The 24584-nt window shown below is 70.2% G+C and carries 26 protein-coding genes; 10 read left to right on the top strand and 16 right to left on the bottom strand.

The genetic code is table 11. The features are described from left to right. The first annotated feature begins 18 nt into the window (after positions 1-18). Positions 19-321, top strand: coding sequence for a hypothetical protein (locus MZC64_RS02095; protein ID WP_247755390.1), 303 nt, complete (start codon positions 19-21; stop codon positions 319-321). Positions 322-357: 36 nt separating this feature from the next. Here MZC64_RS02095 and MZC64_RS48500 read toward each other — a convergent pair whose 3' ends face one another. Continuing rightward, positions 358-1107: a response regulator transcription factor gene (locus tag MZC64_RS48500; protein ID WP_247755389.1), complete on the bottom strand. Its 750-nt coding sequence runs from the start codon at positions 1105-1107 to the stop codon at positions 358-360. Between the two features lie 272 nt (positions 1108-1379). Between MZC64_RS48500 and MZC64_RS02085 the strand changes: the two genes are divergently transcribed. Beyond that, entirely contained in the window at positions 1380-2150 is a 771-nt protein-coding gene (locus MZC64_RS02085; protein ID WP_247755388.1) for a peptidoglycan recognition family protein, read from the top strand. Here the strand turns inward: MZC64_RS02085 and MZC64_RS02080 are convergent. Further along, the gene (locus MZC64_RS02080) at positions 2147-2803 is read right to left on the bottom strand and encodes a M15 family metallopeptidase (protein ID WP_247755387.1); all 657 of its coding nucleotides are present in this window, start codon (positions 2801-2803) and stop codon (positions 2147-2149) included. The two genes, MZC64_RS02085 and MZC64_RS02080, sit on opposite strands and share 4 nt — an antisense overlap. A gap of 113 nt (positions 2804-2916) precedes the next feature. Between MZC64_RS02080 and MZC64_RS02075 the strand changes: the two genes are divergently transcribed. From MZC64_RS02075 to MZC64_RS02065, 3 genes are read left to right on the top strand one after another with little or no spacing between them, the layout of a single operon-like run. Then, complete coding sequence (locus tag MZC64_RS02075; RefSeq protein ID WP_247755386.1) at positions 2917-3591, top strand: response regulator transcription factor; 675 nt, start codon at positions 2917-2919, stop codon at positions 3589-3591. Then, positions 3588-5060, top strand: a complete 1473-nt coding sequence (locus MZC64_RS02070) for a HAMP domain-containing sensor histidine kinase (protein WP_247755385.1) — start codon at positions 3588-3590, stop codon at positions 5058-5060. The genes MZC64_RS02075 and MZC64_RS02070 overlap by 4 nt, the downstream gene beginning before the upstream one ends. After that, entirely contained in the window at positions 5054-5530 is a 477-nt protein-coding gene (locus tag MZC64_RS02065) for a hypothetical protein (RefSeq protein WP_247755384.1), read from the top strand. The genes MZC64_RS02070 and MZC64_RS02065 overlap by 7 nt, the downstream gene beginning before the upstream one ends. Here the strand turns inward: MZC64_RS02065 and kamB are convergent. The 6 genes from kamB to MZC64_RS02035 are packed head-to-tail and all read right to left on the bottom strand — an operon-like array spanning position 5527 to position 11635. Then, positions 5527-6174, bottom strand: a complete 648-nt coding sequence (gene kamB, locus MZC64_RS02060) for a 16S rRNA (adenine(1408)-N(1))-methyltransferase KamB (protein WP_247755383.1) — start codon at positions 6172-6174, stop codon at positions 5527-5529. The two genes, MZC64_RS02065 and kamB, sit on opposite strands and share 4 nt — an antisense overlap. Before the next feature lies 1 nt (position 6175). Continuing rightward, positions 6176-7228, bottom strand: a complete 1053-nt coding sequence (locus MZC64_RS02055) for a DUF371 domain-containing protein (protein WP_247755382.1) — start codon at positions 7226-7228, stop codon at positions 6176-6178. Positions 7229-7281: 53 nt separating this feature from the next. Further along, positions 7282-8130, bottom strand: coding sequence for a MaoC/PaaZ C-terminal domain-containing protein (locus tag MZC64_RS02050; RefSeq protein WP_247755381.1), 849 nt, complete (start codon positions 8128-8130; stop codon positions 7282-7284). A 13-nt stretch (positions 8131-8143) separates the two neighbouring features. Then, on the bottom strand, positions 8144-9313 hold the full coding sequence (locus MZC64_RS02045) for an acyl-CoA dehydrogenase family protein (protein ID WP_247755380.1): 1170 nt from the start codon (positions 9311-9313) through the stop codon (positions 8144-8146). Positions 9314-9329: 16 nt separating this feature from the next. Next, positions 9330-10076 (bottom strand): 3-oxoacyl-ACP reductase FabG, encoded by a 747-nt coding sequence (gene fabG / locus MZC64_RS02040; RefSeq protein ID WP_282104773.1) that lies wholly within the window; start codon positions 10074-10076, stop codon positions 9330-9332. Between the two features lie 23 nt (positions 10077-10099). Next, the gene (locus tag MZC64_RS02035) at positions 10100-11635 is read right to left on the bottom strand and encodes a long-chain fatty acid--CoA ligase (protein WP_247755378.1); all 1536 of its coding nucleotides are present in this window, start codon (positions 11633-11635) and stop codon (positions 10100-10102) included. Positions 11636-11774: 139 nt separating this feature from the next. On the opposite strand from MZC64_RS02035, the gene MZC64_RS02030 reads away from it, so the two are divergent. Further along, positions 11775-12452, top strand: coding sequence for a TetR/AcrR family transcriptional regulator (locus tag MZC64_RS02030; protein ID WP_247755377.1), 678 nt, complete (start codon positions 11775-11777; stop codon positions 12450-12452). Here MZC64_RS02030 and MZC64_RS02025 read toward each other — a convergent pair. From MZC64_RS02025 to MZC64_RS02010, 4 genes are all read right to left on the bottom strand, one after another. Then, entirely contained in the window at positions 12348-13499 is a 1152-nt protein-coding gene (locus tag MZC64_RS02025; RefSeq protein ID WP_247755376.1) for an MFS transporter, read from the bottom strand. The genes MZC64_RS02030 and MZC64_RS02025 overlap by 105 nt on opposite strands. Before the next feature lie 87 nt (positions 13500-13586). Beyond that, positions 13587-14045: an SRPBCC family protein gene (locus MZC64_RS02020; RefSeq protein WP_247755375.1), complete on the bottom strand. Its 459-nt coding sequence runs from the start codon at positions 14043-14045 to the stop codon at positions 13587-13589. Positions 14046-14111: 66 nt separating this feature from the next. Continuing rightward, complete coding sequence (locus tag MZC64_RS02015) at positions 14112-14501, bottom strand: nuclear transport factor 2 family protein (protein WP_247755374.1); 390 nt, start codon at positions 14499-14501, stop codon at positions 14112-14114. Positions 14502-14530: 29 nt separating this feature from the next. After that, on the bottom strand, positions 14531-15430 hold the full coding sequence (locus MZC64_RS02010; protein WP_247755373.1) for a ScbA/BarX family gamma-butyrolactone biosynthesis protein: 900 nt from the start codon (positions 15428-15430) through the stop codon (positions 14531-14533). 25 nt (positions 15431-15455) lie between these two features. Here MZC64_RS02010 and MZC64_RS02005 point away from each other — a divergent pair, with 25 nt between their 5' ends. The 3 genes from MZC64_RS02005 to MZC64_RS01995 are packed head-to-tail and all read left to right on the top strand — an operon-like array spanning position 15456 to position 17660. Then, complete coding sequence (locus MZC64_RS02005) at positions 15456-16229, top strand: ScbR family autoregulator-binding transcription factor (protein ID WP_247755372.1); 774 nt, start codon at positions 15456-15458, stop codon at positions 16227-16229. Positions 16230-16273: 44 nt separating this feature from the next. After that, on the top strand, positions 16274-16765 hold the full coding sequence (locus tag MZC64_RS02000) for a sigma-70 family RNA polymerase sigma factor (RefSeq protein ID WP_247755371.1): 492 nt from the start codon (positions 16274-16276) through the stop codon (positions 16763-16765). Positions 16766-16823: 58 nt separating this feature from the next. Then, positions 16824-17660 (top strand): MBL fold metallo-hydrolase, encoded by an 837-nt coding sequence (locus MZC64_RS01995; RefSeq protein ID WP_247755370.1) that lies wholly within the window; start codon positions 16824-16826, stop codon positions 17658-17660. Positions 17661-17707: 47 nt separating this feature from the next. Here MZC64_RS01995 and MZC64_RS01990 read toward each other — a convergent pair whose 3' ends face one another. The 3 genes from MZC64_RS01990 to MZC64_RS01980 all read right to left on the bottom strand — a co-directional run bounded on the left by MZC64_RS01990 (position 17708) and on the right by MZC64_RS01980 (position 19921). Beyond that, the gene (locus MZC64_RS01990; protein WP_185000687.1) at positions 17708-18049 is read right to left on the bottom strand and encodes an Lsr2 family protein; all 342 of its coding nucleotides are present in this window, start codon (positions 18047-18049) and stop codon (positions 17708-17710) included. A 195-nt stretch (positions 18050-18244) separates the two neighbouring features. Further along, entirely contained in the window at positions 18245-18922 is a 678-nt protein-coding gene (locus MZC64_RS01985) for a CPBP family intramembrane glutamic endopeptidase (RefSeq protein WP_247755369.1), read from the bottom strand. 36 nt (positions 18923-18958) lie between these two features. Then, positions 18959-19921, bottom strand: a complete 963-nt coding sequence (locus MZC64_RS01980) for a LysR family transcriptional regulator (RefSeq protein WP_247797655.1) — start codon at positions 19919-19921, stop codon at positions 18959-18961. Positions 19922-20070: 149 nt separating this feature from the next. Here MZC64_RS01980 and MZC64_RS01975 point away from each other — a divergent pair, with 149 nt between their 5' ends. Further along, the gene (locus MZC64_RS01975) at positions 20071-21813 is read left to right on the top strand and encodes a S8 family serine peptidase (RefSeq protein ID WP_247755367.1); all 1743 of its coding nucleotides are present in this window, start codon (positions 20071-20073) and stop codon (positions 21811-21813) included. On the opposite strand, the gene MZC64_RS01970 is transcribed toward MZC64_RS01975, so the two are convergent. After that, complete coding sequence (locus MZC64_RS01970) at positions 21814-24531, bottom strand: NACHT domain-containing NTPase (protein WP_247755366.1); 2718 nt, start codon at positions 24529-24531, stop codon at positions 21814-21816. It abuts the gene before it with no gap. Between the last annotated feature and the right edge of the window lie 53 nt (positions 24532-24584).

Here is a 24584-nt window from a genome sequence, read left to right as displayed (position 1 = left end):
TTCGTTACCGTGTCTGCCGTGCTTCTCAGTCGATCGAAGAACGGCCGTCATCGCCCGGCTCCGGCAGCCGAGACCGAACTGCTCGCTCCCGACGCGGAGCTCGACAACTACCTCGCCGCGCTGGCCCCCGAGGCCGACGTCGAGACCACGGCCACCGGCCGCCGCTTCGGCAACGCCGAGGTGCACCAGCTCCGCCTGAGCCTGATCGCCAACGAGCAGCTCCGCGAACTGGCCGCGCAGCGCCAGACCTCCCCGATGGCCCTGGCCCAGGAGTGGGTCATGCAGCGCCTCGACTGGGAGTTCCGCCAGCAGGCGCACTGAACCCAGCTCAGCAGGGCGCGCTGAGCATCCCGAGCCTCAGCGCGCCGCGACCGCCCTGGTCACCGGCATCAACCGCACCACCTCATCGGCCGCGGCCGCTTCCCCGAGCAGCCCGGCCTGGTAAGCCAGCGCCACCGCGTGCGCCCGGTCCCGCGCGTCGAGCTTGCGCAGCATCCGCCGGACATGGGTCTTCACCGTCTCCTCGGAGACCTCCAGGCGATGCGCGATGTTCTTCGCGGTCAGCCCGTCCGCGATCAGCCGCAGCACCTCGAACTCCCGCTTGGACAGCGCAGGCCCGGAGCCGCGTTGCGCGCCGATGACCCGGCCGGGGGTGAGCAGCGCGGTCAGCGCGGGGTCCACGTACAGCCCCAGCTCCACCGCCTGGCAGATCGCCTCCGGGAGCCGGGCCGGGTCCAGTTCGCGCGGCAGGAAGCCTTTGGCGCCCGCGCGGCGGGCGATCTCCACCTCGCCCGCGGCCCGCTGGCCGGGGCGGAACAGGGTCATCACCACCAGACTGGGCTGCATGCCGGTCAGCATCCGGCACAGGTGCGCGCCGGGGTCCAGTTCGCAGTCGATCAGCAACACGTTCGGTTGGGCGGCGCGGCAGAGCTGCACCGCGCTGCCGGGGGAACTGGCCGCGCCGACCCACTGCACCCGCGGGTCGCGGCCGAGCACCGCGGCGACCCCGTGCTGGAAGAGCGGAACGGCATCGATCTGGGCGACCCGGTAAGCGCCGACTCGTGCGCGCACCCCGGCGGCTCGTGCACGCAGTGTCACTGGATCCACGGCGGTCCCCTTTCGACGTCTTGCCTTCTTGGAGTCGCCTCACACTCGATCGTGACGCCACCTATGAAGGTAGTCGCGTTCCGCCGGGGATTCTGACGTTGGAACCTGCACTTCCCGCCGATCGTCGTCACTCGTTTGGAGGACAAAACCGACCCATCGGTCTACTTGTCTCCAGGCGAACGATCGGCGCAGCGTTGCTAGATCATTCGGCCTAGTTTGTGCCCTATTTCGCTGCGTGGTCAACTAATTACGCTGCGATTCAGGAGGTGGCCATGACTACGCGCCGTGCACTACTGACGGGCCTGGCGGGGGTGGCCGGGGCGGTGCTCACCGGCGCCGGTCCGGCCTGGGCCGGGAGCAGGCAACCGCCTGCCGAACTCGCCGCGCCGGGACGGCCGGAGCTGGCCGTGCGGCTGCGCACCAGGGTGGAGTGGGGCGCGGACGAGAAGCTGCGCTTCGGCCAGCAGGGCGAGGTCTGGCCGGCCACGTTCAGCCCGGTGCAGTGCCTGACCGTGCACCACTCGGCGATCGGCGTCGGCGCGGACCGGGCCGCGGCGGTGCGCTCGATCTACCACGGCCACACCGTGGCCAAGGGCTGGGGCGATATCGGCTACCACCTGGTGATCGACCCCGAGGGCACGCTCTACCAGGGCAGGCACACCGGCGGACCGGCGGTGTTCCGGCAGCCGCCGGTCAATGGCAGCGCGGAGACGGTGACCGCGGGGCACGTGCGCGGCCACAACCCGGGCAACATCGGGATCTGCCTGCTCGGCGACTTCACCGGCGGGCAGCCCGATCCGCGCGCGGTGGGCACCCTGACCAGGACGCTGGCCGCGCTGAGCCTGCTCTGCGGGCTGGACCCGCTGGCCCGGCTGAACTACCACAACGTGGAGGACGGGCAGCGCTACGACGGTCCGGTGCTGGCCAGGCACCGGGACTGGGTGGCCACCCAGTGCCCCGGCAATGCCTTCGCGGGCAGCGGCTTCGAGCCGGTGCGGCAGGAGGTGGCCAGGCTGGTCCGCGGTCAGGGTCGCCGGGCCTAGCGCGGGGCCGGGCAGCTCTTGCCCACCCAGTCCTGGTCGTACTCGAAGTGCCACCACTCGCGGTCGATGGTGCGGCACAGGCCCCACTGGTTGCCGTTCTGCTCCAGCCACTTCGCGCCGGACTGCGGCTTCACGTCCACCGCGGTGCCCTTGACGTGCGCGGACTCCTCCGGCGGCAGCACCCACTTGCGGGCCTCCGCCTCCGAGCCGCGGTTCTTGATCTCCTGCCGGTACAGCCTGCGCTGCTCGGCCGCGGTGCGCTTGGCCGATTTGACCAGGATCTCCACCCCGTCCTGTTTGGCCGCGCAGCGGGCCTGCTGGAAGGCGTCCCGCATCTTCGGCTGCAGCCGGTCCGGCTCCAGCTCGCTGGGCACCTCCAGGCGTTCGGCCTGCTGCGGCGGGAAGGTGCAGGACGGGCCGGTGGTCCCGCCGGCCCGGGTGTTCGCGCTCGTGCCGCCGGTGAGGCCGCCGAAGAGCTGGCCGCCGGGGTTCTCCGGCGAGGGCAGGCCGTAGATGACGAAGCCGGTGACCAGCAGCAGGGTCAGGCTGAGCCCAGCCACTCCGCTCCAGGCCCGGAACCGGCGACGTGGCTTGGTTCCGGGCACCTGGATCGGTGTGGTGGGCGCGTCCAGGTAAGGGGTCTGGTTGCGCATGCCACTAACGGTCGGCCGCGGATGTCCACGGCTGGTCCGCGCCTTGTCATGGTTCTGCTACAGCCAGCCCGCCAGGTCGGCGGGCAGGGTCGGCGACCTCGATAATCGGTGCCATGCCGAGGGTGCTGTTGATCGAGGACGACCATGCCGTGCGCGAGGGCCTGCAACTGGCCCTGCGGCGGCAGGGCTACACCGTGGACGCGGCGGCCACCGGCGAGCTGGGCCTGGACGCGTGGCGCGCGCAGGCCCCGGACATCGTGGTGCTGGACCTGATGCTGCCCGGCATCGACGGGTTCGAGGTGTGCCGCCGGATCAGGGCGGGCGGCGAGGTGCCGATCATCATGCTGACCGCGCGCAGCGATGACATGGACATCGTCGGCGGGCTGGAGGCCGGGGCCGACGACTACGTGGTCAAGCCGGTGCAGCCGCGGGTGCTGGACGCGCGGATCCGGGCGGTGCTGCGGCGCGGGGCGAGCGAGCAGATCGCCAAGGAGCGGCACGGAGCGCTGGAGATCGACCGGCAGGCGCTGGTGGTGGCCAAGGACAGCCGGCAGGTCGGGCTGACCCCGACCGAGCTGCGGCTGCTGCTGGAACTGTCCGCCTCGCCGGGGCAGGTGTTCAGCCGCCAGCAGCTGCTGCAGGCGGTCTGGGAGCACGACTACCTGGGTGACTCGCGGCTGGTGGACGCGTGCGTGCAGCGGTTGCGGGCCAAGATCGAGGACCGGCCGGCCAGCCCGGTGTACGTGCAGACCGTGCGCGGTTTCGGCTACCGGTTCGGCCCGGTATGAGCAGGCTGCTGGACTCGCTGCCGGTATGGGCCCGCGGGCTGCGCGCCCGGCTGGTGTTCGCCTTCCTGGCCATCGCCGCACTCGGCGCGGCCGCCGCGGCCGGGGCCAGTTACGTCTCGGCCCGCACCACCGTGCTCAGCTACGCCCAGAACCAGATCATGGACAACGCCAGGACCGCGGTGAACCAGCTCGCGCCGGAGATCAGCTTCCCGCCGACCCAGACCACCCTGGACCAGATCTCCACCAGGCTGCCCGGCGGCGCCGTGGTGGTGACCTACCAGAACATGACCTCCCGCCCGCAGGGGTACCGGCTGGCGGACTTCCCCGGCGAGTTGCGGGCCGCGGTGCGGGACCGGGGCATCGTGATGTTCCAGCGCGGCCAGACCCCCGGCGGCAACGGCACGGTGTTCTTCGTGGGCATGCCGGTGATGACCAAGAAGGCGGGCGAGGAACCAAGCCCGACCGGCATGGAGATCTACCTGCTCCGGGACCTGTCCGGGCCCGCGCAGCAGATCAGCGCGCTGGCCAACAGCGCGTGGCAGACCAGTCTGCTGGCGCTGCCGCTGGCCGCGCTGCTGGCGCTGCTGGCCGCGCGCGGGGTGCTGCGGCCGGTGCGCGAGCTGCGCGGGGCCACCCGGCGGCTGGCCGGTGGCGACCTGGGCGCGCGGCTGGAGGTCAAGGGCTCGGACGAGCTGGCCGATCTCGCGCACACCTTCAACGACACCGCGGCCGCGCTGGACCGCACGGTGACCGGGTTGCAGCGGATGGAGGCGGACGCGCGCCGGTTCGTCGCCGATGTCTCGCACGAGCTGCGCACCCCGCTGGCCGCGATGACCGCGGTGACCGATGTGCTGGACGAGGAGTCGGCGAACCTGCCGGGGGACGCCCAGATCGCGGCCCGGCTGGTCGGGCAGGAGACCCGCAAGCTGGCCCGGCTGGTGGAGGATCTGATCGAGATCTCCCGGTTCGACGCGGGCGCGGCCAGGCTGGTGCTGACTGAGGTGGACGTGGCCGAGGCGGTGCGCAACACGCTGCGCGCCCGCGGCTGGATCGACTCGGTGCGCACCGAGCTGCCCGAGGGCGTGCTGACCAAGCTGGACGCGCGCAGGCTGGACGTGATCGTGGCCAACCTGGTGGGCAACGCGCTGCGGCACGGTCAGCCGCCGGTGGTGGCCACGCTGACCGCGAGTCCACAGTGGATCGAGTTCAGCGTGACCGACCACGGGCCAGGACTGCCGGAAGCGGTGCTGCCGCAGGTGTTCGCCCGCTTCTACAAGGCCGACTCGGCGCGGGCCCGCTCCGAGGGCAGCGGCCTTGGGCTGGCGATCGCCTGGGAGAACGCGCAACTGCACTACGGCACGATCGAGGCGGCCAACGCGCCGCACGGCGGGGCCCGGTTCACCCTGCGGCTGCCCAGGCTGGCCAGGGGGATCGAGGCGCAGGCGTTCGAGGAGGGTGGTCCGTGGTGAAGCGGCTGACCGCGGTGCTGGCGGCGCTGGCGCTGCTGGCCGGGTGCGGGGTGCGGCCGACCCCGCCGTTGAGCGGCGGCGACGGTCCGCGCGGGCTCGCCGAGGGACCGACGCTGTACTTCCTGCAGGGCAACCGGCCGACCCCGGTGGTCCGCAAGATCGGCAAGCTGGGCGACTACAACACCGCGTTGCGCGAGCTGTTCAACGGGATCACCGAGGACGATCCGCGCGGCCTGTCCACCGCGCTGCCGGGCAACGGGGTCGGCGAGCTGAGCGCCACGGTGACCGAGCGCAACACGGTCGAGGTGGAGGTGCACGGCGCCGACGGCTCTCTGCTGCCGCTGAACTCGTGGGCGGTCAACCAGATCGTGTGCACGGTCGCGGCCCGGCACCTGGCCACCGGCGGGATCTACGGGGTGGGCACGGTGCTGGTGAACCGGACCTCGGTGCGCTGTCCGGTGTCCGTTTAGGCGATCTTGCCGCGCAGCGCGAGCACGTCGAGCTGGTCGCGGGAGGAGTTGAGCCTGCGGGTCCAGGAGGTGGCCAGCCCGGCGATCTCCTCCGGGGTGAGGTACTTGGCGGCTTCGAGCTGCCAGCCCGCGGTGGCGTAGGCCTTGGCCAGCACCTCGGTGGCCGATTCCGGGGTGGGCTCGGCGGTCTCGCCGACCTCGGGCACCGGCGGGCGCCAGGCGTGCAGGTTCAGCGTGACCAGGAAGTCCGCGCCGGGGCGGCAGCAGGCGGCCAGCTGCCGCAGCAGCGCGCCCTCGGTGTCCAGCACGCCGCGCAGCAGGCTGCCCCAGGGCATCAGCACGTGCAGTTCGTCGATATCCCGCAGTTCGGGCGGCAGCGCCTCGGCGGCGTGCCAGAGGTAGACCAGGTTGGCCAGCCCGCCCTTGGCCGGTTTGGCCGCGGCCTTGCCCGCGGTCTTGCGGAAGTTGTCCGGCGCCGCGTCCAGGCCGATGACCAGCTGGTCCGGGTGCTTGCGGGCCAGGTGCAGCGGATGTTTGCCGTCGCCGGTGCCGACGTCGAGCAGGACCGAGGTGTACTGGGCGCGGAGTTCGGTGAACTGCTCCGCGGTCAGGTCGACGACCTGCTTGCCGGTTACGCGACGCACCTCAGGAGCCTATGTCCTTGAGCTGCTGGACGGCGTCGTAGGCGGTGCGGCGGGTGAAGCCGGGCAGGTCGGCCAGGCTCTGCGCGACGCTGCGGGCCGGCACGCCCTGCGCGAGCAGGCCGGTGACCAGCTTGTGCAGCAGCGGGTCCAGGCCCTGGGTGGCGGCCGGGTCGAGGCAGAGCCAGAACTCGCCGCGGTCGGGCAGGGCCAGGGCGCCGATCTCGCCCCAGCGCGGGCGCTCGCTCTCCGCGTAGGGCTCGGTGGCCACGGCCAGGGTGCGGGCGCCGCGGTCGCGGGCGGCGGCGAGCACCTTGTCCGCGTGTTCGGCGGCCAGGCGGAGCACGACCTTGGCGTCCAGGGGGGCACCGCGCAGGGCGTCGGCGGGTTTGCGGGCCGGTTCGGTCAGGAAGATCCCGGCGGGCGAGGGTGAGGCGGCCGCGGCGGCCAGGCCAGGGGGCAGGCCGATGACCTCGGTGCGGTCGCCGAGCAGGTGCCGGACGGTGCGGCCGGGCAGGTCCTCGGTGGCCACCACCAGGGTCCGGCCGCCTTCGCCGGTGGAGCGGCCGACGAGCGCGCGGGCGCCCGCGTCCTCGGCGATCACCGTGTCGGCGGCGGCGAGTTCGGCGCGCAGGCGAGGGCTGGAACCGTTGGCGTGGAACAGGACCAGCGTGCCGGGGTCCTCCACCGCGGCCACCTCGACGGTGATGGCGACGGCCGGGTCGGTGAGCTGAGCGGCCAGGTCGCGGGGCAGGTCGGCGGCGGACAGGTCCGCGTCGGTGGCCAGGGTGTTGGGCAGCCGGACCGAGCTGCGCCGGATGACGGCCGGGCCGCCGGGAACCCAGTTCGGGTTGCCGACGGCCCGCACCAGCACGCTGTGCTCGCCCACGCTGATCCGCAGCTGCACCGGACCGGCCAGCGGGCCGCCCTCGGCCACCGCGCGCACGCCGAGCACGCAGGTGGCCCGTGCGGTCAGCTCGGCATCCGGGGTCAGTTCCCACGTTTTGTTGTGGGTGGCTCTGATCTCGGGGTGGCCGTGGGCTCGGATCGTCGTCATTTCCCGAAGACCTGCTTGCCAGGGTCGAGCATCATGACAGCCAGTGTGCCTGGTCAGGCGAAGGTGAACGCGCCCCGGTCCAGGGTGACGCCGCCTTCCTTGGTCTCGGTGCGGAAGGCGACCTCGGTGCCCTCGGCCCAGGCTTGCACGATGAGTTCCTGACCGGGCAGCACCGGGGCGGTGAACCGGCCGTAGATCCGGCGCACCCGGTTGACGTCGCCGCCGCAGAAGTGGCCGATGAGCAGCCGGGCGGTGATGCCGTAGGTGCACAGGCCGTGCAGGATCGGGCGAGGGAATCCGCCTCGTCCGGCGAAGGCCGGGTCGGAGTGCAGCGGGTTGTGGTCCCGGCCGCCCAGCCGGTACAGCAGGGCCTGGCTGGGCGTGGTCTGGAAGGTGAGCACCGCGTCCGGCTCGCGCTCCGGCGGCGCCCAGTCCACCGACGGCCCGCGTTCGCCGCCGAAGCCGCCCTGGCCGCGGACGAAGACCGAGGACATGGTGGACAGCAGCGGTTCGCCGTTGATCGTGCTGCCCTCGGTCTTGGCCACGACCAGGGCGCCCTTGCCCTTGTCAAAGACGTCGGTGACCGTGCGGCGCAGGCTCATCCGGCCCTCGGCAGGCAGTGGCCGGTGCAGCACCAGCTCCTGCTCGGCGTGCACCAGCAGCGCCGGGTCGAAGTCGCCGAAGTCCACCCCAGGCCCGCTGAACTGGGCCAGCACCACGCCGAAGGTGGGCAGCACCTGCTGGTCCACCTCGGCGGTGTTCTCGGTGGTGTAGGCCAGTTCGGCCAGCGGATCCTCGGCGCCCGCGCCCACGCCGAGGGCGTAGAGCAGGGCCTCCTCCGGTGTCCAGCTGCGTTCCCACGGGCCTACCGTGCGGCCCACCGCGGACAGGTCGATCGGCACCTTGTGGCTCCCCTCAGCCGAGCGTGCCACGCACCGTGGCGTGGCCCTTCAACAGGTTCCGGGCGATGGTGCGGCGCTGGATCTCGTCGGTGCCCTCGTAGATGCGCAGCAGGCGCAGCTCGCGGTACCAGCGCTCCAGCGGCAGTTCCTTGGTGTAGCCCATGCCGCCGTGGATCTGCAGCATGCGGTCGACGATCTCGTTGGCCTTGACCCCGCCGTAGAGCTTGGCCATCGACTGGCCCTGCCGGGAGTCCAGGCCGGCGTCGACCTGCCAGGCGGAGGAGAGCACCAGCCAGCGCAGCGCCTCGATCTCCACCGCGGAGTCGGCCAGCATCCACTGGATCGCCTGCCGCTCGGCCAGCAGCTCGCCGAAGGTCTCCCTGGTGCGGGCGTAGTCCAGGCCGAACTCGACCAGCCGGACGCAGGCGCCCAGCGCGCGGGCGGGCAGCAGGTAGCGGCCGCGGCCGATCCAGCTCATCGCCAGCGCGAAGCCCTGGCCGACCTCGCCGAGGATGTTGGCCTCGGGCACCCGGACGTTGTCGAAGACCAGCGCGGCCGGTCCCCACTGCCCCATGGTGTCGATCGGCTCGGACTTCCAGCCCATGTCCCGGTCGACCAGGAAGCAGGTGACGCCGCCGTTGGCGCCCTTGTCCTTGTCGGTGACCGCGAAGACCATCACGAAGTCGGCGTCGTTGCCCTTGGTGATGAAGGTCTTCTCGCCGTTGATGACCCACTCGTCGCCGTCCTTGACGGCACTGGTGCGGATCGCCTTGGCGTCGGATCCGGCGCCCGGCTCGGTGATGGCGAAGCAGGAGATGCGGTCGCCGGCGATGGTGGGCAGCAGGTAGCGCTGCTTCTGCTCCTCGTTGCCGGCGTAGAGGATGTTGTCGGCCTCGCCGCCGAAGTAGAAGGGCACGAAGGTGTAGCCCAGCTCGCCCTCCACCAGCGCGGTCATCACCGCGCCCAGACCCATGCCGCCGAAGGCCTCCGGGGTCTGGATGCCCCAGAACCCGGCCTCCTTGGCCTTGAGCTGGAGTTCGCGCACCTCCGCCTTTGTGATGCCGGGCTGACCGGCGCGCTCCCGGCGCAGCAGCTCCGGCTCCAGCGGGATGAGTTCCTTGCGGACGAAGTTGCGGACCCAGTCGCGGATGTCGCGTTCGGTGTCGTTGAGGGAGAAGTCCATTGCGCTGCTTGCCTTTCTAGCGGCCACCGTCGACGTAGAGGATCTGACCGGTGATGAAGGAGGAGTCCTCGCTGACCAGGAAGGCCACCGTGTTCGCGATGTCCTCCGGTTTCCCGGTGCGGCGCACCGAGATCTGCTCGGCGGCGGCCTTCTTGAACAGCTCGAAGTCCACGCCGACCCTGGCCGCGGTGGCCGCGGTCATGTCGGTCTCGATGAAGCCGGGGGCGATGGCGTTGACGTTGACGCCGAACGGGCCCAGCTCGATGGCCAGGGTCTTGGTGAAGCCCTGCAGACCGGCCTTGGCCGCGGCGTAGTTGGCCTGGCCGCGGTTGCCCAGCGCGGAGGTGCTGGACAGGTTGACGATCTTGCCGAACTGCTGCTGCACCATGTGCTTCTGCGCGATCTGACTGCACAGGAAGGCGCCGCGCAGGTGCACCGCCATGACCGTGTCCCAGTCCTCGTCGGTCATCTTGAAGAGCAGGTTGTCCCTGGTCACCCCGGCGTTGTTGACCAGGATGTGCAGCCCGCCCAGCTCAGCGACCACCCGGTCGAACGCGGCGGTGACCTGCTCGCGGCTGGTCACGTCGCAGCCGATGCCCACGGCCCGGCCGCCGGCGTCGGTGATCGCCTTGACGGTCTCGGCGGTGGCCGCCTCGTCCAGGTCGATCACCGCGACCGCGGCCCCGCGTTCGGCCAGCGTGCGGGCGGCGGCCGCGCCGATCCCGCGCGCCGAGCCGGTCACCACCGCGACGCGTCCATCCAGAGTTCCCACGAGTTTCCCTTTCCTCACTTGACTTTGCCCTGCGCGACCCAGGCCCGCAGCTCGCGTTTGAGCACCTTGTGGCTGGGTCCGAGCGGAAGTTCGTCGACCACGACGACCCGTCGCGGGTACTTGTGCCCGCCCAGGCGCTCCCTGGCCCAGGCGATCACCTCGGCCGAATCGGCCTGCGCGCCGGGTTTGAGCACCAGCACGGCGCAGACCTCCTCGCCGCTGCGCTCGTCCGGCAGGCCGATCACCGAGACCTGGGCGACCGCGGGGTGCCGGATCAGCATCTCCTCGACCTCGCGCGGGTACACGTTGAAGCCGCTGCGGATGATCAGGTCCTTCTTGCGGTCCACGATGGAGATGTACCCGTCGGCGTCCTTGCTGCCGATGTCGCCGGTGCGGAACCAGCCGTCCACCATGGCCGCCTCGGTGGCCTCCGGGTTGTCGAGGTAACCGGCGAAGACGTTGTGGCCACGGATGATGATCTCTCCGGCCTCGCCCGCGGGCAGGAAGTCGTTGCGCTCGTCCACGGCCGGGTCCACCACCTCGACCTCCACCCCCCAGACCGGGTGGCCAACGGTGCCCGCGCGGGCGCCGAAGACCGGCTGGTTGCAGGTGGCGGTCGGCGAGGTCTCGGACAGGCCGTAGCCCTCCAGGATCTGGGTGCCGAAGCGGGCCTCGAACGCCTCCAGCACGGCCACCGGCAGCGGCGCGCCGCCGGAGGTGCAGCCACGCAGCTGGGGCAGGTCGGACTCGCCCTCGCTGACCTCCAGCAGCCGCAGGTACATGGTGGGCACGCCGAGGAAGAGCACGACCCGGTGCCGCCGCATGATCTCCAGCGCCTCCGCGCCGTCGAAGCGTGGTTGCAGCACCAGGGTGGCCCCGGCCCGGAAGCAGGAGTTCATCGCGCTGGACTGGCCGAAGATGTGGAACAGCGGCAGGCAGCCCAGCATCACCTCGCCCGGTTCGATCCGGTCCACGTCGAAGGCGGCCACGGTGGCGTTCATGACCAGGTTGAGGTGGGTGAGCACGGCGCCCTTGGGGCGGCCGGTGGTGCCGGAGGTGTAGAAGACCACCGCCGGGTCTTCCGGCGCCCTGGTGACGAAGCGGTCCACCGGTTCGCTGGCCGCGGCCAGCTCGGACAGCGAGGGGTGCTCGGGAGTGGCCGGCCCGAGGGTGTGCAGTTCGACCCCGGCGGCCTGGGCCGCGGGTGCGCCCAGTGGCAGCTGGGAGACGTGGCAGAGCACCAGCTTGGCCTTGGCGTGCGAGATCAGGTAGGTGGCTTCCTCCGGCACCAGCAGCAGCGGGATCGGCACCACCACCGCGCCCGCGGCCAGCACGCCGAAGTAGGACTCGGCGAAGGCGATCACGTTGGGCGCGATGATCGCGACCCGGTCGCCCTCGCGGATGCCCAGCTCACGCAGGGCCGCGGCATGCCGCCGGGCCCGCTCCCACAGCTCCGGGTAGCTGAGCTGCTGATCGCCCTGGATGAGCGCGATCCGCTCCCGGTGCAGCCGCGCCGACTCGGCGAGGACCATCGCCAGCGAGAGAGTCATCCGGCCTCCGTGACTTCATCGTCTTGGGTGCTGCCCCGGAAAACTAACCGTGTTAGTTTTCATCGAGGCTAGGACTGCGGAGAGCCCACGGCAAGACGTCGGCACGAAGTCGGGCGAGACTCATCCACGAGGAGTAACGGTGCCAAGACCGCCAGCCCCGCTGCTATCGGTCGACCGGATACGCACGGTCGCGCTGGAGATCATCGACCAGCACGGGCTGGAAGCGCTGACCATGCGCAGGCTGGCGCACCGGCTCGGCGTGCAGGCCGCCTCGCTGTACAACCACGTGCAGACCAAGGAGCAGCTGCTGCACGATGTGGCCAACGAGCTGGCCACCGAGGTGGACACCTCGGCGTTCGGCAGGCTGGACTGGCGCGAGGCGCTGACCATCTACCTGCGCTCCTACCGGGCCGCGCTGGCCAGTCACCCCAACATCGTGCCGCTGCTCTCGGCCGGGCCGGGCAATCGCGAGTCCGGGCTCAAACTGGCCGACGCCGTGCACGGCGGCCTGGTGTCGGCGGGCTGGCCGCCCAAGTACGCCACCATGATCGGCGCGGCCACCAAGTACCTGGTCTTCGGCGCCGCGATGGGTTCCTTCTCGCACGGCTTCATCGACGACGAGCAGCTCTACGCCGAGCGCTACCCGAACCTGACCCAGGCGCACCTGCTGCGGGCCAGGGCCGAGATCGACACCGAGTCCTTCGAGCTGGCCTTACGCGTGATGCTGGACGGGCTGACGAACCTGTGGGAGCGCCTGGAGCGCCCCGAGCGCCAGCACCGCGACGACTCCGCCGGCGACCAGGGCCACCGAGACTGAACTCGCGTCCACCACCACCCCGCCGAGCAGCGCCCCGGCCGAGAGGGTGGCCTGGAACGAGGCGGTGAACAGCACGGTCGCCGCCTCCGGCGCGTGCGGTGCGGAGTGCGCCAGCCAGGTCTGCGCGCAGGCGGGCACCGCCCCGTAACCCAGTCCCCACACCACCAGCAGCGCGGGCGCCCAGTCCCCGAACACCGGCAGCAGCAGCGTGGCCAGCGCGATCAACCCCGCCGCCACCGCGAACGTCTCCCGCGTCCTGGTTCCTGCCCAGCGACCGGCGAGGAAGTTCCCCGCCACCCCGGCCAGCCCGTAGACCAGCAGGTACGGCGTGGGACTGGCTTCGGTGAGCTGGCGCAGGTACGTGGTCAGGTAGGTGTAGGTGCCGAAGTGCGCGAGCACCACCAGGAAGGTCACCGTCAGCCCGGCCCGGACACTCGGACGCCGCAGCAGGTCTCCCAGGAGCCGCAGGCTGGTCGCCCGCTCCGGCGGCAACGGCGGCAGGAACACCAGCAGGGCCAGGAAAACCCCGACGGTCAGCACCCCCATGACCACGAACACCGCCCGCCACCCGGCCAGCCCGCCGAGCCAGGTCCCGGCGGGCACCCCGAGCACCGAGCCGAGCGGCACCGCCGCGAAGATCACCGCGGTGGCCAGGCCGACCCGCAGCGCGGGCACCAGCCGTGGGGCCAGCCCCGCGCCGACGGACCAGAACCCGCCGATGACCACGCCGACGAGCACCCGGGAGATCAGCATCAGCCAGTAGCCGGGGGCCAGCGCGGCGAGGAAGTTCGCCAGTGCCAGCACCAGGATCAGCGCGCCGAGCAGCCGCCGGCGGTCCAGCCGGGCGGTGGCCGAGGTGACCAGCGGGGCGGCCAGGGCGGCGAGGAAGCCGGGCATGGTCATCATCAGGCCCGCGGTGCCGGGGGAGATGCCGAAGGTGGCGCCGATCGGAGTGAGCAGGCCGATGGGCAGGATCTCGGTGGTGACGATGACGAAGATGCCCAGCATCACCGAAACGACGGCGGGCCAACGGGTGTGAGCTGACATGAGGACCAGCCCAGCAGCCGGAGGCCGGGCTGGGCTGGCGGAATCACGACGGGGCAGTGCGGCGCCACCACCAGGTCGGATTCCGGCTCAGGCTTCGGCCAGCTCCTTGAGGTTGACCAGGGTCGCGTCCATGTTGCGCTGGTTGCGCTCCAGCCGGTCCTTGATGCCGACGATCCGGTTGAACAGCCACTTGATCACCGGGTGCCGCAGGTCGGTGAAGGATTCGGTGACCCGGCAGCCGGTCTCGGTGGGCTCGATGGTCCAGCCCCAGTCGGCGACCTGGATGGGGCCGGAGCCGACCCGGTAACCGAAGGCGCGGCCGGGCTCGGCCTTGGTGACCGTGCAGACGGTGGACCACTTGGCCTTGCCAGCCTGGTTGTGGCCGCGGAAGCGGGCGCCCACCGTGGGGCCGGTGGCCGGCGGCAGCCAGGCCGCGGACCGGCATTCCCTGGTGAACCGGTGCTGGTTCGGGATGTCGGTGACCAGGGCGTAGACGGCCTCCGGGGTGGTGGCGATCTCGATGGTGCTGCTGACCTGATCGGTCATCTCGGGCTCCGCTCACAGGGTGGGGTGGCCGGGGCCGCGCGTCGCGGCGGCCCCGGCCAGCGGCCCTCAGTAAATCGGATAGGCCCGGCCGAGTGCCATGGAGATGGCCAGGGTGTCCTCGACCACCCGGTACTCCTGAATCAGCCCAGCCCGCACGGAAAGGCTCACGGCGAAATCCTGGGCAAACACCCTGCCTGTTCCGGTGGCGCGGTATCGGCCGCCGCCGAACACCACCGCGTCATCGCCGTCAACCAGTACCTTTCGTACCGTCACCGCGTGGAACTCAAGCCGGTGGAACAGCGCCAGGAAGAACGCCTCGATTTCCCGGCGACCTTGTGAGCGAACCGGCCACGGATCCCCGGGGATCTCCGAGGAGTGGCATTGGGCGTCCTGGTGGAATAGCTGCGCGATACCGGCGGCGTCCTGCGCGCCGAATCGGGTCAGTAGTCGCTGCACCATTTCCAGGGTGGACGGAGCCCGATTCGTCATGACACCGGTCCGGATTGGCCGGAGCCGGTGTCAACCCGCCAGACCGCGGTCGCCGCCCTGGCGCCGTCCTGTTCCACCGCGGTCCAGTACAGCCCGCCGGCGGCACGCAGCACGCTCACCTCGGCCGGGCGGTCCAGCTCGACGAACTTGCTGGTGCGCGCCTGACAGGAGGCCAGGTGTCCGGGACCCACGACGGCCCGGACCGCCTGGCGCATGGCCGCGAAGACCACCATGCCCGGCACGTGGTCCACCGGGTGGTCGAACAGCGCCGGGTGCGTGGCATCCACCAGCAACCCCCAGCGATTGGACTTGTTCACGCTGGTCAACAACACATCCCTGACATCCTGACGTCCCACCAGCCCGGGTGCGACCGGTTGCGGACGCTCTTCCACCATCTGCCTGGGCACCCGCGGCGGCCGCAGCCGGGCGTACACCGCCGGCGGCAGCGCGCCCAGCGAACCGCTGCCCTGACCGCACCGGTTGCCGTCCCGGTACAACTCGACCTCCACCGCCAGGGTCGAGGCGTGCCCGGGGCGCACCCTGGGGTCTCTGGTGCGCACCAGCAGCTGGAGCTCCACCGGCCGGTCGCGCATCCGCAAAGCCGAAGAATCTACGGCGAAACTCATCCCCCGCATCACAAACCGATGGTCAAGTGGTATGTCCCAGCCGGTGTGCGCCACCAGCAACCCGGCCTGCCGAATGGTCTCCAGCACCAGCAGCGGATCCGCCCGGCCCTGTTCGGGCTGGTAGAAGGCGTGCGCCCGGGGTAGCTGGGCACACATCCAGAAGTCGCCGGTGCGCCGCCGCGTCCATCTGGTCAGCAGCACCTCGGCCACAGACTCGCGGTGTACCAGCCTGCGCGGTACGGTCGTGTCGAATCCCTCCTCTCCACTCATTTCGAGTGCAACGAATAGTGAGTCTTTGCTCTTCGGCACCTGGTCGTTGCCCAAACGCAACATGTCGGCCAACATACCGGTACAGATTAGTTTCGACGGCAAGAACACCTGGATGGCGGAGCAGTCGATGTTCAAGCGTGAACAATCGAGCAACACCAAGCAAAGCCTGCTGCTGGCGGCAGCGAACACTTTCGACCGGAAGGGCTTTCTCGGTACCAATCTCACCGACGTGTGCGCAAGTGCGGGCGTCACAAAGGGGGCACTCTACTGCCACTTTCCCTCGAAGGAAGCACTGGCCGTAGCATTGATCGAGAGCCAGTTACGTCTCTGGCACGAAGTCCACCACCATTTGGCCCAGCAACCACTGAGCCCGATGCAGTCGCTCATCGATCTCTCGCACGAGTTCGGCAACCGGTTGCGCACCGATGTCCGGGCCAGAGTGGGGGTCCGGCTGCTGTTCGAGGCCGACCTGTTCGACCGCGAGGCCGGCGGTCAGTTCCACGGCTGGGTCACCATGGTGCGCGAGTTGCTGCTGCTGGCCGACGCGGCCGGGCAGCTGCGGCCGGAGGTGCACCCCAGGGAGGCGGCGGAGTCCTTGGTGGCCGCCTTCACCGGCACCCAGTTGCTCTCCAGGGCGACCAGCGGGCATGACGACCTGGAGGCCAGGTTCACCGCGTTGTGGCGGCTCTGGCTGCCCGCGCTGGTGGTGCCGACGGAGCTGGCCGCGCTGCGGGTCGGCCCACCCTCGGCCGAGCCCGATCTCTTTGTGCCAGTTCAACAAACCGCCGGTATCACCTGATCTGATCCGGCCACGGCGGCGGCGGGCGCGGCAGGGTGAGGACCATGCGCGAGAAGCGGTCCCGCCCGGCAGGCTCCGCCGTCGACTGGCAGGAGTGCCTGCGCCTTCGGCCCGCGCTGCTGCGGCTGGCCCGGCAGCGCTGCCCGGCCGGCGCCGAACCCGAGGACCTGGTGCACGAGGCGCTCACCCAGGCCGCCGAACTCGGCCGGGTGCCACCGGACCGGCTGGCCGCGTTCCTGGCCCTGGTGGTACGCAGGCTGTGCGCGGAGGAACACCGGCGGCAGCACGAGGACGCGGAACTGTTCGACCACCCGCGGCTGCGGCCGGGCACGCCGGAGGATCCGACCGAGCGGGTCAACGACCGGCTGGAGGGGCGCTGGTTCCGGCAGCGGCTGCGCGAGTTCTCCACCCGCGACCGCAACCTGTTGCTGCTCTTCGCCGACGGCCTGCCGCACACCGAGATCGCCAGGGAGCTGCGCACCACCGTGGGCGCGACCCAGTCCGCACTGCACCGGATCCGCGAACGGTTGCGTTAGGTAACGATCCGAGGCCCGGCCCAACGACCGGGTGAACCTGCCTGCTAGATGTACGGACATGCGCGTCCACCACCTCAACTGCGCCAGCATGGCCCCGCTCGGCGGCAGGCTGATCAACGGCGACGCCCCGCCGCACCGGGCGGCCACGCTGGTCGCGCACTGCCTGCTGATCGAGACCGGGCAGGGCCTGGTGCTGGTGGACACCGGACTGGGTGTGGACGACGTGCGCACGCCGGGCAGGCTGGGCGCCCTGTTCCGGTTTTCCTGCCGGCCGAAGCTGGTCGAGGCCGAGACCGCGGTGCGGCAGATCGCCCGGCTGGGTTATTCACCGGCCGACGTCCGGCACATCGTGCTGACCCACCTCGACCTGGACCACGCCGGCGGGCTGGCGGATTTCCCGCAGGCCAAGGTGCATGTGCATGCTGATGAATACGCCGCGGCAATGGCCAGGCGGTCGCTGGGGGAACGTTCGCGCTATGTGCCCGCGCAATGGGCGCATCACCCGGACTGGGCCACATACAGCACGCGCGAGGGCGAGCGCTGGTTCGGCTTCGAGGCCGTGCGGCAACTCGACGGACTACCGCCGGAGATCCTGCTGATTCCACTGGCCGGACACACCCACGGCCATAGCGGAGTCGCGGTGGCCGCGCCAGGGGACCGCTGGCTCTTGCACGCGGGAGACGCCTACTTCTTCCACGGCGAGGTCAATGCGCAACCGTCTCGCGGCACACCAGGGCTGGACCTATTCCAAACCGTGGTGGCGGTCAACCGGACAAAACGTCTGGACAACCAGCGCCGCCTGCACGCGCTCGCGGCGGCCGAACCGCAACGGATTCAGGTCTTTTCCGCACATGATCCGCTGGAGTTCGAACGCTGCCGCGAAGGCGCTGCCTGACCCGTCCAGACAGGCTTCGCCTTCGCGGCAGCGCGAAGAACCGCGAGTCAGGAAGCGTGTGCTTCCTGGAACTTCACGACCAGTTCCTGCGGGATACGGCCGCGCTCGGACACCTGGTGGCCCTGGGTGCGAGCCCACTGCCGAATTTCCTGGTTGCGGTCGCGCTCGCCGGCGGCCTTGGCGCCGCCGCCGCGGGTGGCCCGCTGCTTGCGACCGCCGGTACGCCGGGCTGCCCCGACATACGACGCGACCGCGTCGCGAAGAGCCGCCGCATTGTCCGCGGACAGGTCGATGACGTAGTCGACACCGTCAAGCCCGAAGGAGACACTCTCCTCGGCCTTGGACCCGTCGAGGTCGTCCACCAGCTCGACCGTGACTTTCTCCGCCATTTGCACTCCCCGTTTGGATAGGTGGCTCGTGGCAGTAAATATCCGAACGGGCGTGAAGTCAAATTTCCGGGTGGAGCGGCAACCAAGATGTGACCGGGTCGTGTGATGGGGCAACCGGAATGATAAGGACTTCGGAGACCTGCTGGCCAGGGTCGACAGTGATTTGGAGACCTGCTGGCCAGGGTCGACAGCGATTCAGCGGACGGCCGCGCCGTGGTAGAAGAAATCTCCGAAGCCGATGGTGAAGACCAGCAGGCCATAGAGCCCGTGCTCGACCCAGGCGGCGAACAGCGAGCGGGTGCGGCGGTATCGGTTGCTGAAGATCCAGCCGCCGATGACCGTGAGTACCACGCTCAACACGTTCCCGAAGATGATGTGCACGAAACCGAAGGCAGCGGCACTCGCGGCGACCATTCCCAGCCCGTTGCCGAACACCGGGGCGTACCGGTGGAACAGGAACGCCCGGAAGATGAGTTCCTGCGGGTAGACCGACAGCAGCGGGTAGAACAGCATGACGAACAGCCACACCGTCGGGTTGTTCCGCGGCAGCTCGAACAGGCGTTCCGGACTGAACAGCCACAGCGAGACCAGGCCGAGCACGGCGGTGGCGCCCCACAGCAGCAGCATCCGCGGCAGCACCGGCCACAGCGCCCTGGCCCGCCAGAAGTTCGCCCGGTCGAAGTCGGGCTGGCGGCGCAGGTAGACAACCGCGACCACGCCGAGCACGACGAGCAGTGGAATGGGTCCGCCGGGAATGCGGAAGACGGTGTAGATCGTCACCGCCCCGAAGAACAGCAGGAGGAACTCGGCGGCGAGGTAGTTGCGGCGACTCCGGCCGACACCGGGTTCGACCGCGTCGGCGGTGGTCGTCATGTCCGCCGACCTTACCCAGCACAACTGAGGATCTCTTCAGTTTTCCCTCGGCCAGTGCCCGCCGCGGAGCAGTTCCTCCTGTTTCGCCCGTGACCAGTAGTCACCGGCCCGGTCGGCCAACTGGGCGTAATGCGCACAGACCGCGCCGAGCGCGCTGGCCACCACCTCGGCCGGCAATCGGCGCAGCCAGGCCGCCCACACCGGGCGGTGAATGGGCGGGTCCACCGGCAGCACCACCACGTTGTCATCCGGCCAGGCCCCGGCCAGCGGGGTGGCCAGGCTGACCGCCTGCCCGGAGGAGACGAGGTTGCGCACCGTGTTCGAGGAATCAGCCACGTGTAGCACGTGTGGGCGAATTCCGGCGGAGGCGAACACAGCGTTGCACACCTGGGCGAGCACGGTGTCCGGCGGCGGTGCGACCCAGCGGTCCACGGCCAGTTCGGCCAGGTGCACCGAATCCGCCCCGGCGCACCGATGGGCAGCCGAAAGGGCCACGTAAATCGGTTCATGCAACAGAATTTCGGCTTGGGCACCCGGCGGTAACGAGGGTTGCGTCCCTGGCGGGCCATAGCCGAGCGCGAGATCGGCTTCCCCGCGTTCCAGTGCCTGCACGGCCAGGTCGGGGGTGGTGGTCAGGGTGGCCACCTGGACCTCGGGCAGGGCCTGGGTGAGCCGGGCGGTCAGCTCGGAAACGCCGATCGGGTAGGTGGCCAGCCGGAGCTGCACCTGCCCCTGACCAGCGGCGGCGACATCGGCCCTGAGCTGCTCGGCGAGTTCCTCGGCGCGCCGGGCGTGGCTGTAGAGGGCGTGCCCGGCGGGGGTGAGCGCGACCGCGCGGGTGCTGCGCCGCAGCAGGCTGGCGCCCAGGCTGCGCTCCAGCCGCTGCACCTGGCGGGACAGACCGGACTGCGGAACACCCAGACGTGCCGCGGCGCGGGTGAAGTTCAGCTCCTCGGCGAGCACCCGGAAAGCCTTAAGATGCCGGAACTCGATATCCATGCCCACCCTGCATCAATCTTGGTCACCCGTTGGTATTTCCGCTTGTCCGTCGGCCGCTGTTGCAATGCGCGCGGCGCATAACCGCAGTTCGTTCCGTGAGCGTGCCGCTTGGACACGGAGGTGTCCAGCCGGGCCACGTCGAGGAGGCAATGAACGTGAAGGTCAAGAAAATCCTGACAGCCGGGCTGGCTGTGCCGGTCGTGGCAGGTTCCCTGCTGCTGGCCGGTGGCCCGGCGGGTGCCGCGGGCACGGCATCCCAGCAGGCCCAGTCCGACTACACCGTGCTGGTCGCCGACGGCGCCAGCCGGGAAGCCGCGATCCGCGCGGTGCAGGATGCCGGCGGCACCGTGACCAAGGAGAACGCCGCCATCGGCGCCCTGGTCGTGCGGGCCCCGCAGCAGGGCTTCATCACCCAGGTCGCCGGCAACAAGGACGTGGGCGGCGCGACCAGGGCCCGGCCGGTCGGCCAGGCGCCCAAGCAGAAGCTGGAGAAGGCCAAGCGGGACGCGGTGGAGAAGGAGTCCGCGGGCAAGCAGGCTCCCGAGGAGAAGAAGGCCCCGGCCGCCGTCGGCATGGACCCGATGGACGAGGCGCTGTGGGGCCTGAAGATGCTCCGCTCCGACCTCGCCCGGTCCAAGCAGCCCGGCAGCAAGAAGGTCGCCGTCGGCATCCTGGACACCGGGGTCGACGGCAGCCACCCGGACATCGCGCCGAACTTCTCCAAGGAGCTGTCCCGCAACTTCACCACGGACCTCCCCTATGACGAGAACGGCGCCGTGGTCGACGGCGAGTGCGAGTACCGCGGCTGCGTGGACCCCAACGACCACGACGACAGCGGCCACGGCACGCACGTCGCGGGCACCATCGGCGCGGCGGTCAACGGCTTCGGCGTCTCCGGCGTCGCGCCCGGCGTGACCCTGGTGAACATCCGCGGCGGGCAGGACAGCGGCTTCTTCTTCCTGCAGCCGGTGGTGGACGCGCTGACCTACGGCGCGGACGCGGGCCTGGACGTGATCAACATGTCCTTCTACGTCGACCCGTGGGCGTTCAACTGCGTGGCCAACCCGGCCGACACCCCCGAGCAGCAGCTCGAGCAGCGCACCACGATCAAGACGATCAACCGCGCGCTGAACTACGCGCACAACAAGGGCGTCACGCTGGTCGGCGCGCTCGGCAACAACCACGAGGACCTCGGCAAGCCGCGGACCGACAAGTCGAGCCCGAACTTCCCGGCCGGGAACACCCACGAGCGCCCGATCGACAACGCGAGCTGCTTCGACCTGCCGGTCGAGGGCGCGCACACGATCGGCGTGTCCAGCCTCGGCCCGTCCGGCAAGAAGTCGGACTTCTCCAACTACGGCCTGGAGCAGATCTCGGTGGCCGCCCCCGGCGGTTACACCCGCGACTACTTCGGCACCCCGTGGTTCAACGCCAACGAGAACCGCATCCTGTCCTCCTACCCGAAGAACGTCCTGCAGGCGGAGAACCTGGTGGACGCGGCGGGCAACATCACGCCGGAGGGCGTGAAGGCCGGGGTGCAGAAGTACGTGCAGGGCGACAAGGTCGGCTACTACCACTACCTGCAGGGGACCTCGATGGCCTCCCCGCACGCGGCCGGTGTGGCGGCGCTGATCGTGAGCCAGTACGGCAAGAACGACAAGAAGCACCCCGGCACCCTGACCCTGGCGCCGGACAAGGTGGAGAAGGTGCTCTACGGCACCGCGCAGAAGCGCCCCTGCCCGACCCTGCGCACGGTGGACTACCTGAAGGAGGGCCGGAGCGCGGAGTTCACGGCCACCTGTGAGGGCGACACCAAGTTCAACGGGTTCTACGGGCACGGGATCGTGGACGCGTGGAACGCGGTGACCCGCGGCGCGGAGTTCGCCAAGTAGTCACTGGTTTTTTCGGTCGCCCCGCGGATCTTTCTGGTCCGCGGGGCGATCGTCGTTTCGAGGCCGCCAGATGACCTGCAGCTCGGCGCGGTCGTACAGCGGGCCGCCGAGGACAGTGGAATCCGCACAGGTGATCTCCAAGCGGCGCAGGGTCTTCATCGCCAGGATCGAGGTGACGTCAAGATTCACCGGGCTTCCGTTCGGATCGATGCAGAGATGCTCAAGCCGAGGCGCGGATCTGAGTGCGGACAGATCGCTGATGTCCTCGATGCGGCTCAGGCGGAGCATTCGCAGCTTGGGCAATGCGGGCAGCGTGCTCAGGTCTGTCGGCCCGGTCACGACGAGTTCGCGCACCCCAGGCGGGACATATCGCAGGTCGCCGCCCTTGGAAACGTACAGGCGCCGGAGCCCGCGCAGATGACGCAATGCCGGATCGACGTCCTGCACCAGCAGCACAGTCTGGTGTTCAGCGAGCACGACCCGCGCGTACTCGTCCCGGTCGAACCGGTCCCACACCGCCAGTAGTTCGCGCCGGGCTGTTCCCTGCACCCCGGCGAACCTGGCCAGTAGCGGTATCGCCTCGGGCAGCCCGGTCTCCGCCAGTGCTCTGATGGTCGCCACCATTTCCTTGTCCGTGCCGGGATTGACGTTCGCAAGCAGGTCGAGGGCGAAAGCTCCGACGGAGGCGAATACCCGGGCCTGGGTGCGGGACTTCGGCGGCATCAGGTCGGCGGCCTGGCGCTGGATTTCGGCTCGTAGTTCCGAGTTGAGGTCCGGGGCGGTTTCCAGGCAGGCGAGGGCGAGTAACTGAAGATTGCGTTTGCCCTTGGTCGCGGTGAGGCCGGCGAGCAGGGCCTCGCGCTGGCGGCTTGAGGCGTGGCCGACGGCCAGTACAAAGACTTCGTGCCAGCTCGACGCGTTCTTGAGCAGCAGGTCGACATCGTCAAAATCCTGCATGGCGGCGCGGGCGGCCAGGTACTCCTGGAAGGTCCGGTGCACGAAATCGACCCGGCCTTCCACCGGTTCGCGAAGCAGGCCGGAGCGGACGAGCAGATGCCGGTAGACCTCTTCCGGCTCGGCCTGGACCTGGGCCATCGAACGCAGTCTGCGACCCAGGTGCTCGATGGCGCGGTCGGTTTCGATGTCGCTGCGTTCGTTGCGGATCAGCCAATAGGCGAGATCGCCCAGCAGCAGGGTTTTCTCGGTGCGGTTGAGGCCGGCCGGGGTGGGAATGCGGCGTTCGGCGTCGCGGCGTTCCAGCAGCATGTGCAGGGCGACCTCGTACAGCTCCATCCGGTTGTCCGGCAGCGCGGCCCGGCGGTCCTTGTGCAGCGCGCATAACAGGGCGCACAGCAGTGGGTAGCCCGCGAGGCGGCGGAGGTGGTTGCGGGTGTCCAACTGGGTGCGCAGGTTCTGGTGGTAGGACTCGATTTCCGCCTTGGCCTCGTCGTCCGCGCACATCGACTGCATGGCAGCGTGCCAGCGCTGCACGAAAGTGCGGACATCAGCGGGCGTCATCGGCTGGAGGTCCAGGCTGAGGAAACCGTCGGTGGCCAGCCAGTCCGGTTGAGCCGCGCCGGGGCGGGAGGTGATCACCCAGCGGGCTTCGGGGAAGGTCAGGGTCAGGTAGCGGAGCCAGTCGCGGGCCTCTTCGCGGCGGTGCGGGGCCAACTCGTCCACGCCGTCGATCAGGACCACCGCGTGGCCGCCGCGGAGGTGTTGCTGCACCCAGCCCTTGGGCATCTCGTCGGCGATGTGCCTGCCGACCTCGTCCAGGAACCGTTCCGGGGTGGGCAGTTCGCGGTCGGCGTAGCGGCGCAGGGGGACGAAGAACGGGATGGTGTTGTTCCAGGCGGCCAGGGTTTCCGGGAAGTCGCGGCGGGCACTGCGGACGGCGATCCAGTGCAGCAGGGTGGTTTTGCCCAGGCCGGCCTCGCCGCGGATGAAGAGTTTGCTGCTCCTGGCCAGTAGTTCCTCGACCCGGGCCGCTCTGCCGTCCTCGGTGTCGGCGGTGAGGCTGATGTAGGCGACGCTGAGCGGATAGCGCCTGCTGGCGTCGTCCAGGGTGACGCCGAAGAGTTCGACGTAGTCGAGTTTGCGGGCCACCTGCTGGCGGTAGTCGTAGTCGAAACCGGCGCCGCGGTCGCGCTGGGGCAGGCGGGCCAGCACCTCGCGGATGCCGTTGATGATCTCGGTGTCCCGCTTGAGCAACTCGGTCAGCGCGGCGGTGCTGAAGGTGGGCAGGCCGCGGGCGATCTCGATGACGTAGCCGCAGGACTCGCGCAGCAGCAGCGCGTAGAGGGCCTTGGCGTCGGTGGCCAGCAGGGTGTCGTGGCCGGGAGCCTGGCGGCGCAGCGCGCGGTCGAGGTGGCGGGCGTCCAGGTCGGCGGCGAAGAGGTCCTTGTCCACCAGGGCGGCCTGGGTGAAGGTGTCCTGGACCGCGAGCACCGTGGCGGTCCGCTCATGCTCGGGCAGGGTGGCGAACTCGGTGTCGATGATGGGTTCGAGCCGGTCCACCACGGCTTCGGCGAAGGTCTCCAGCATCCGGGCGAAGCGGCGCTTGTCCCGCTGGCTGCCGAACCGCTCGGACACCAGGTCCACCGCGCTGGCGCCCACCTCGGCGGCGATTTTGTCGTCGGCCAGCCACAGTTTGGCGGCGGTGCGCACGGCGGCGGTGCCCAGCTTGAGCAGGGCGGCTTCGACCAACACCTGGCCCATTCAACACCTGAGCAGGCACGCTAGTCATCCGACAAGGTCCATTGTGGACTTTC

Source organism: Crossiella sp. S99.2, from assembly GCF_023094165.1.
Taxonomy (GTDB): domain Bacteria; phylum Actinomycetota; class Actinomycetes; order Mycobacteriales; family Pseudonocardiaceae; genus Crossiella.
The sequence above is the reverse complement of the archived record's forward strand: the minus strand, read 5'-3'. Positions and strand labels throughout refer to the sequence as shown.

What these genes read in the sequence shown, in the direction of transcription:
- MZC64_RS02085 (WP_247755388.1), top strand. Translation starts at nt 1,380, where the DNA reads ATGACTACGCGCCGTGCACTACTGACGGGCCTGGCGGGGGTGGCCGGG.
- MZC64_RS02080 (WP_247755387.1), bottom strand. Translation starts at nt 2,803, where the DNA reads ATGCGCAACCAGACCCCTTACCTGGACGCGCCCACCACACCGATCCAG.
- MZC64_RS02075 (WP_247755386.1), top strand. Translation starts at nt 2,917, where the DNA reads ATGCCGAGGGTGCTGTTGATCGAGGACGACCATGCCGTGCGCGAGGGC.
- MZC64_RS02070 (WP_247755385.1), top strand. Translation starts at nt 3,588, where the DNA reads ATGAGCAGGCTGCTGGACTCGCTGCCGGTATGGGCCCGCGGGCTGCGC.
- MZC64_RS02055 (WP_247755382.1), bottom strand. Translation starts at nt 7,228, where the DNA reads ATGACGACGATCCGAGCCCACGGCCACCCCGAGATCAGAGCCACCCAC.
- MZC64_RS02045 (WP_247755380.1), bottom strand. Translation starts at nt 9,313, where the DNA reads ATGGACTTCTCCCTCAACGACACCGAACGCGACATCCGCGACTGGGTC.
- MZC64_RS02035 (WP_247755378.1), bottom strand. Translation starts at nt 11,635, where the DNA reads ATGACTCTCTCGCTGGCGATGGTCCTCGCCGAGTCGGCGCGGCTGCAC.
- MZC64_RS02025 (WP_247755376.1), bottom strand. Translation starts at nt 13,499, where the DNA reads ATGTCAGCTCACACCCGTTGGCCCGCCGTCGTTTCGGTGATGCTGGGC.
- MZC64_RS02020 (WP_247755375.1), bottom strand. Translation starts at nt 14,045, where the DNA reads ATGACCGATCAGGTCAGCAGCACCATCGAGATCGCCACCACCCCGGAG.
- MZC64_RS02010 (WP_247755373.1), bottom strand. Translation starts at nt 15,430, where the DNA reads ATGAGTGGAGAGGAGGGATTCGACACGACCGTACCGCGCAGGCTGGTA.
- MZC64_RS02000 (WP_247755371.1), top strand. Translation starts at nt 16,274, where the DNA reads ATGCGCGAGAAGCGGTCCCGCCCGGCAGGCTCCGCCGTCGACTGGCAG.
- MZC64_RS01995 (WP_247755370.1), top strand. Translation starts at nt 16,824, where the DNA reads ATGCGCGTCCACCACCTCAACTGCGCCAGCATGGCCCCGCTCGGCGGC.
- MZC64_RS01990 (WP_185000687.1), bottom strand. Translation starts at nt 18,049, where the DNA reads ATGGCGGAGAAAGTCACGGTCGAGCTGGTGGACGACCTCGACGGGTCC.
- MZC64_RS01985 (WP_247755369.1), bottom strand. Translation starts at nt 18,922, where the DNA reads ATGACGACCACCGCCGACGCGGTCGAACCCGGTGTCGGCCGGAGTCGC.
- MZC64_RS01980 (WP_247797655.1), bottom strand. Translation starts at nt 19,921, where the DNA reads ATGGATATCGAGTTCCGGCATCTTAAGGCTTTCCGGGTGCTCGCCGAG.
- MZC64_RS01975 (WP_247755367.1), top strand. Translation starts at nt 20,071, where the DNA reads ATGAACGTGAAGGTCAAGAAAATCCTGACAGCCGGGCTGGCTGTGCCG.
- MZC64_RS01970 (WP_247755366.1), bottom strand. Translation starts at nt 24,531, where the DNA reads ATGGGCCAGGTGTTGGTCGAAGCCGCCCTGCTCAAGCTGGGCACCGCC.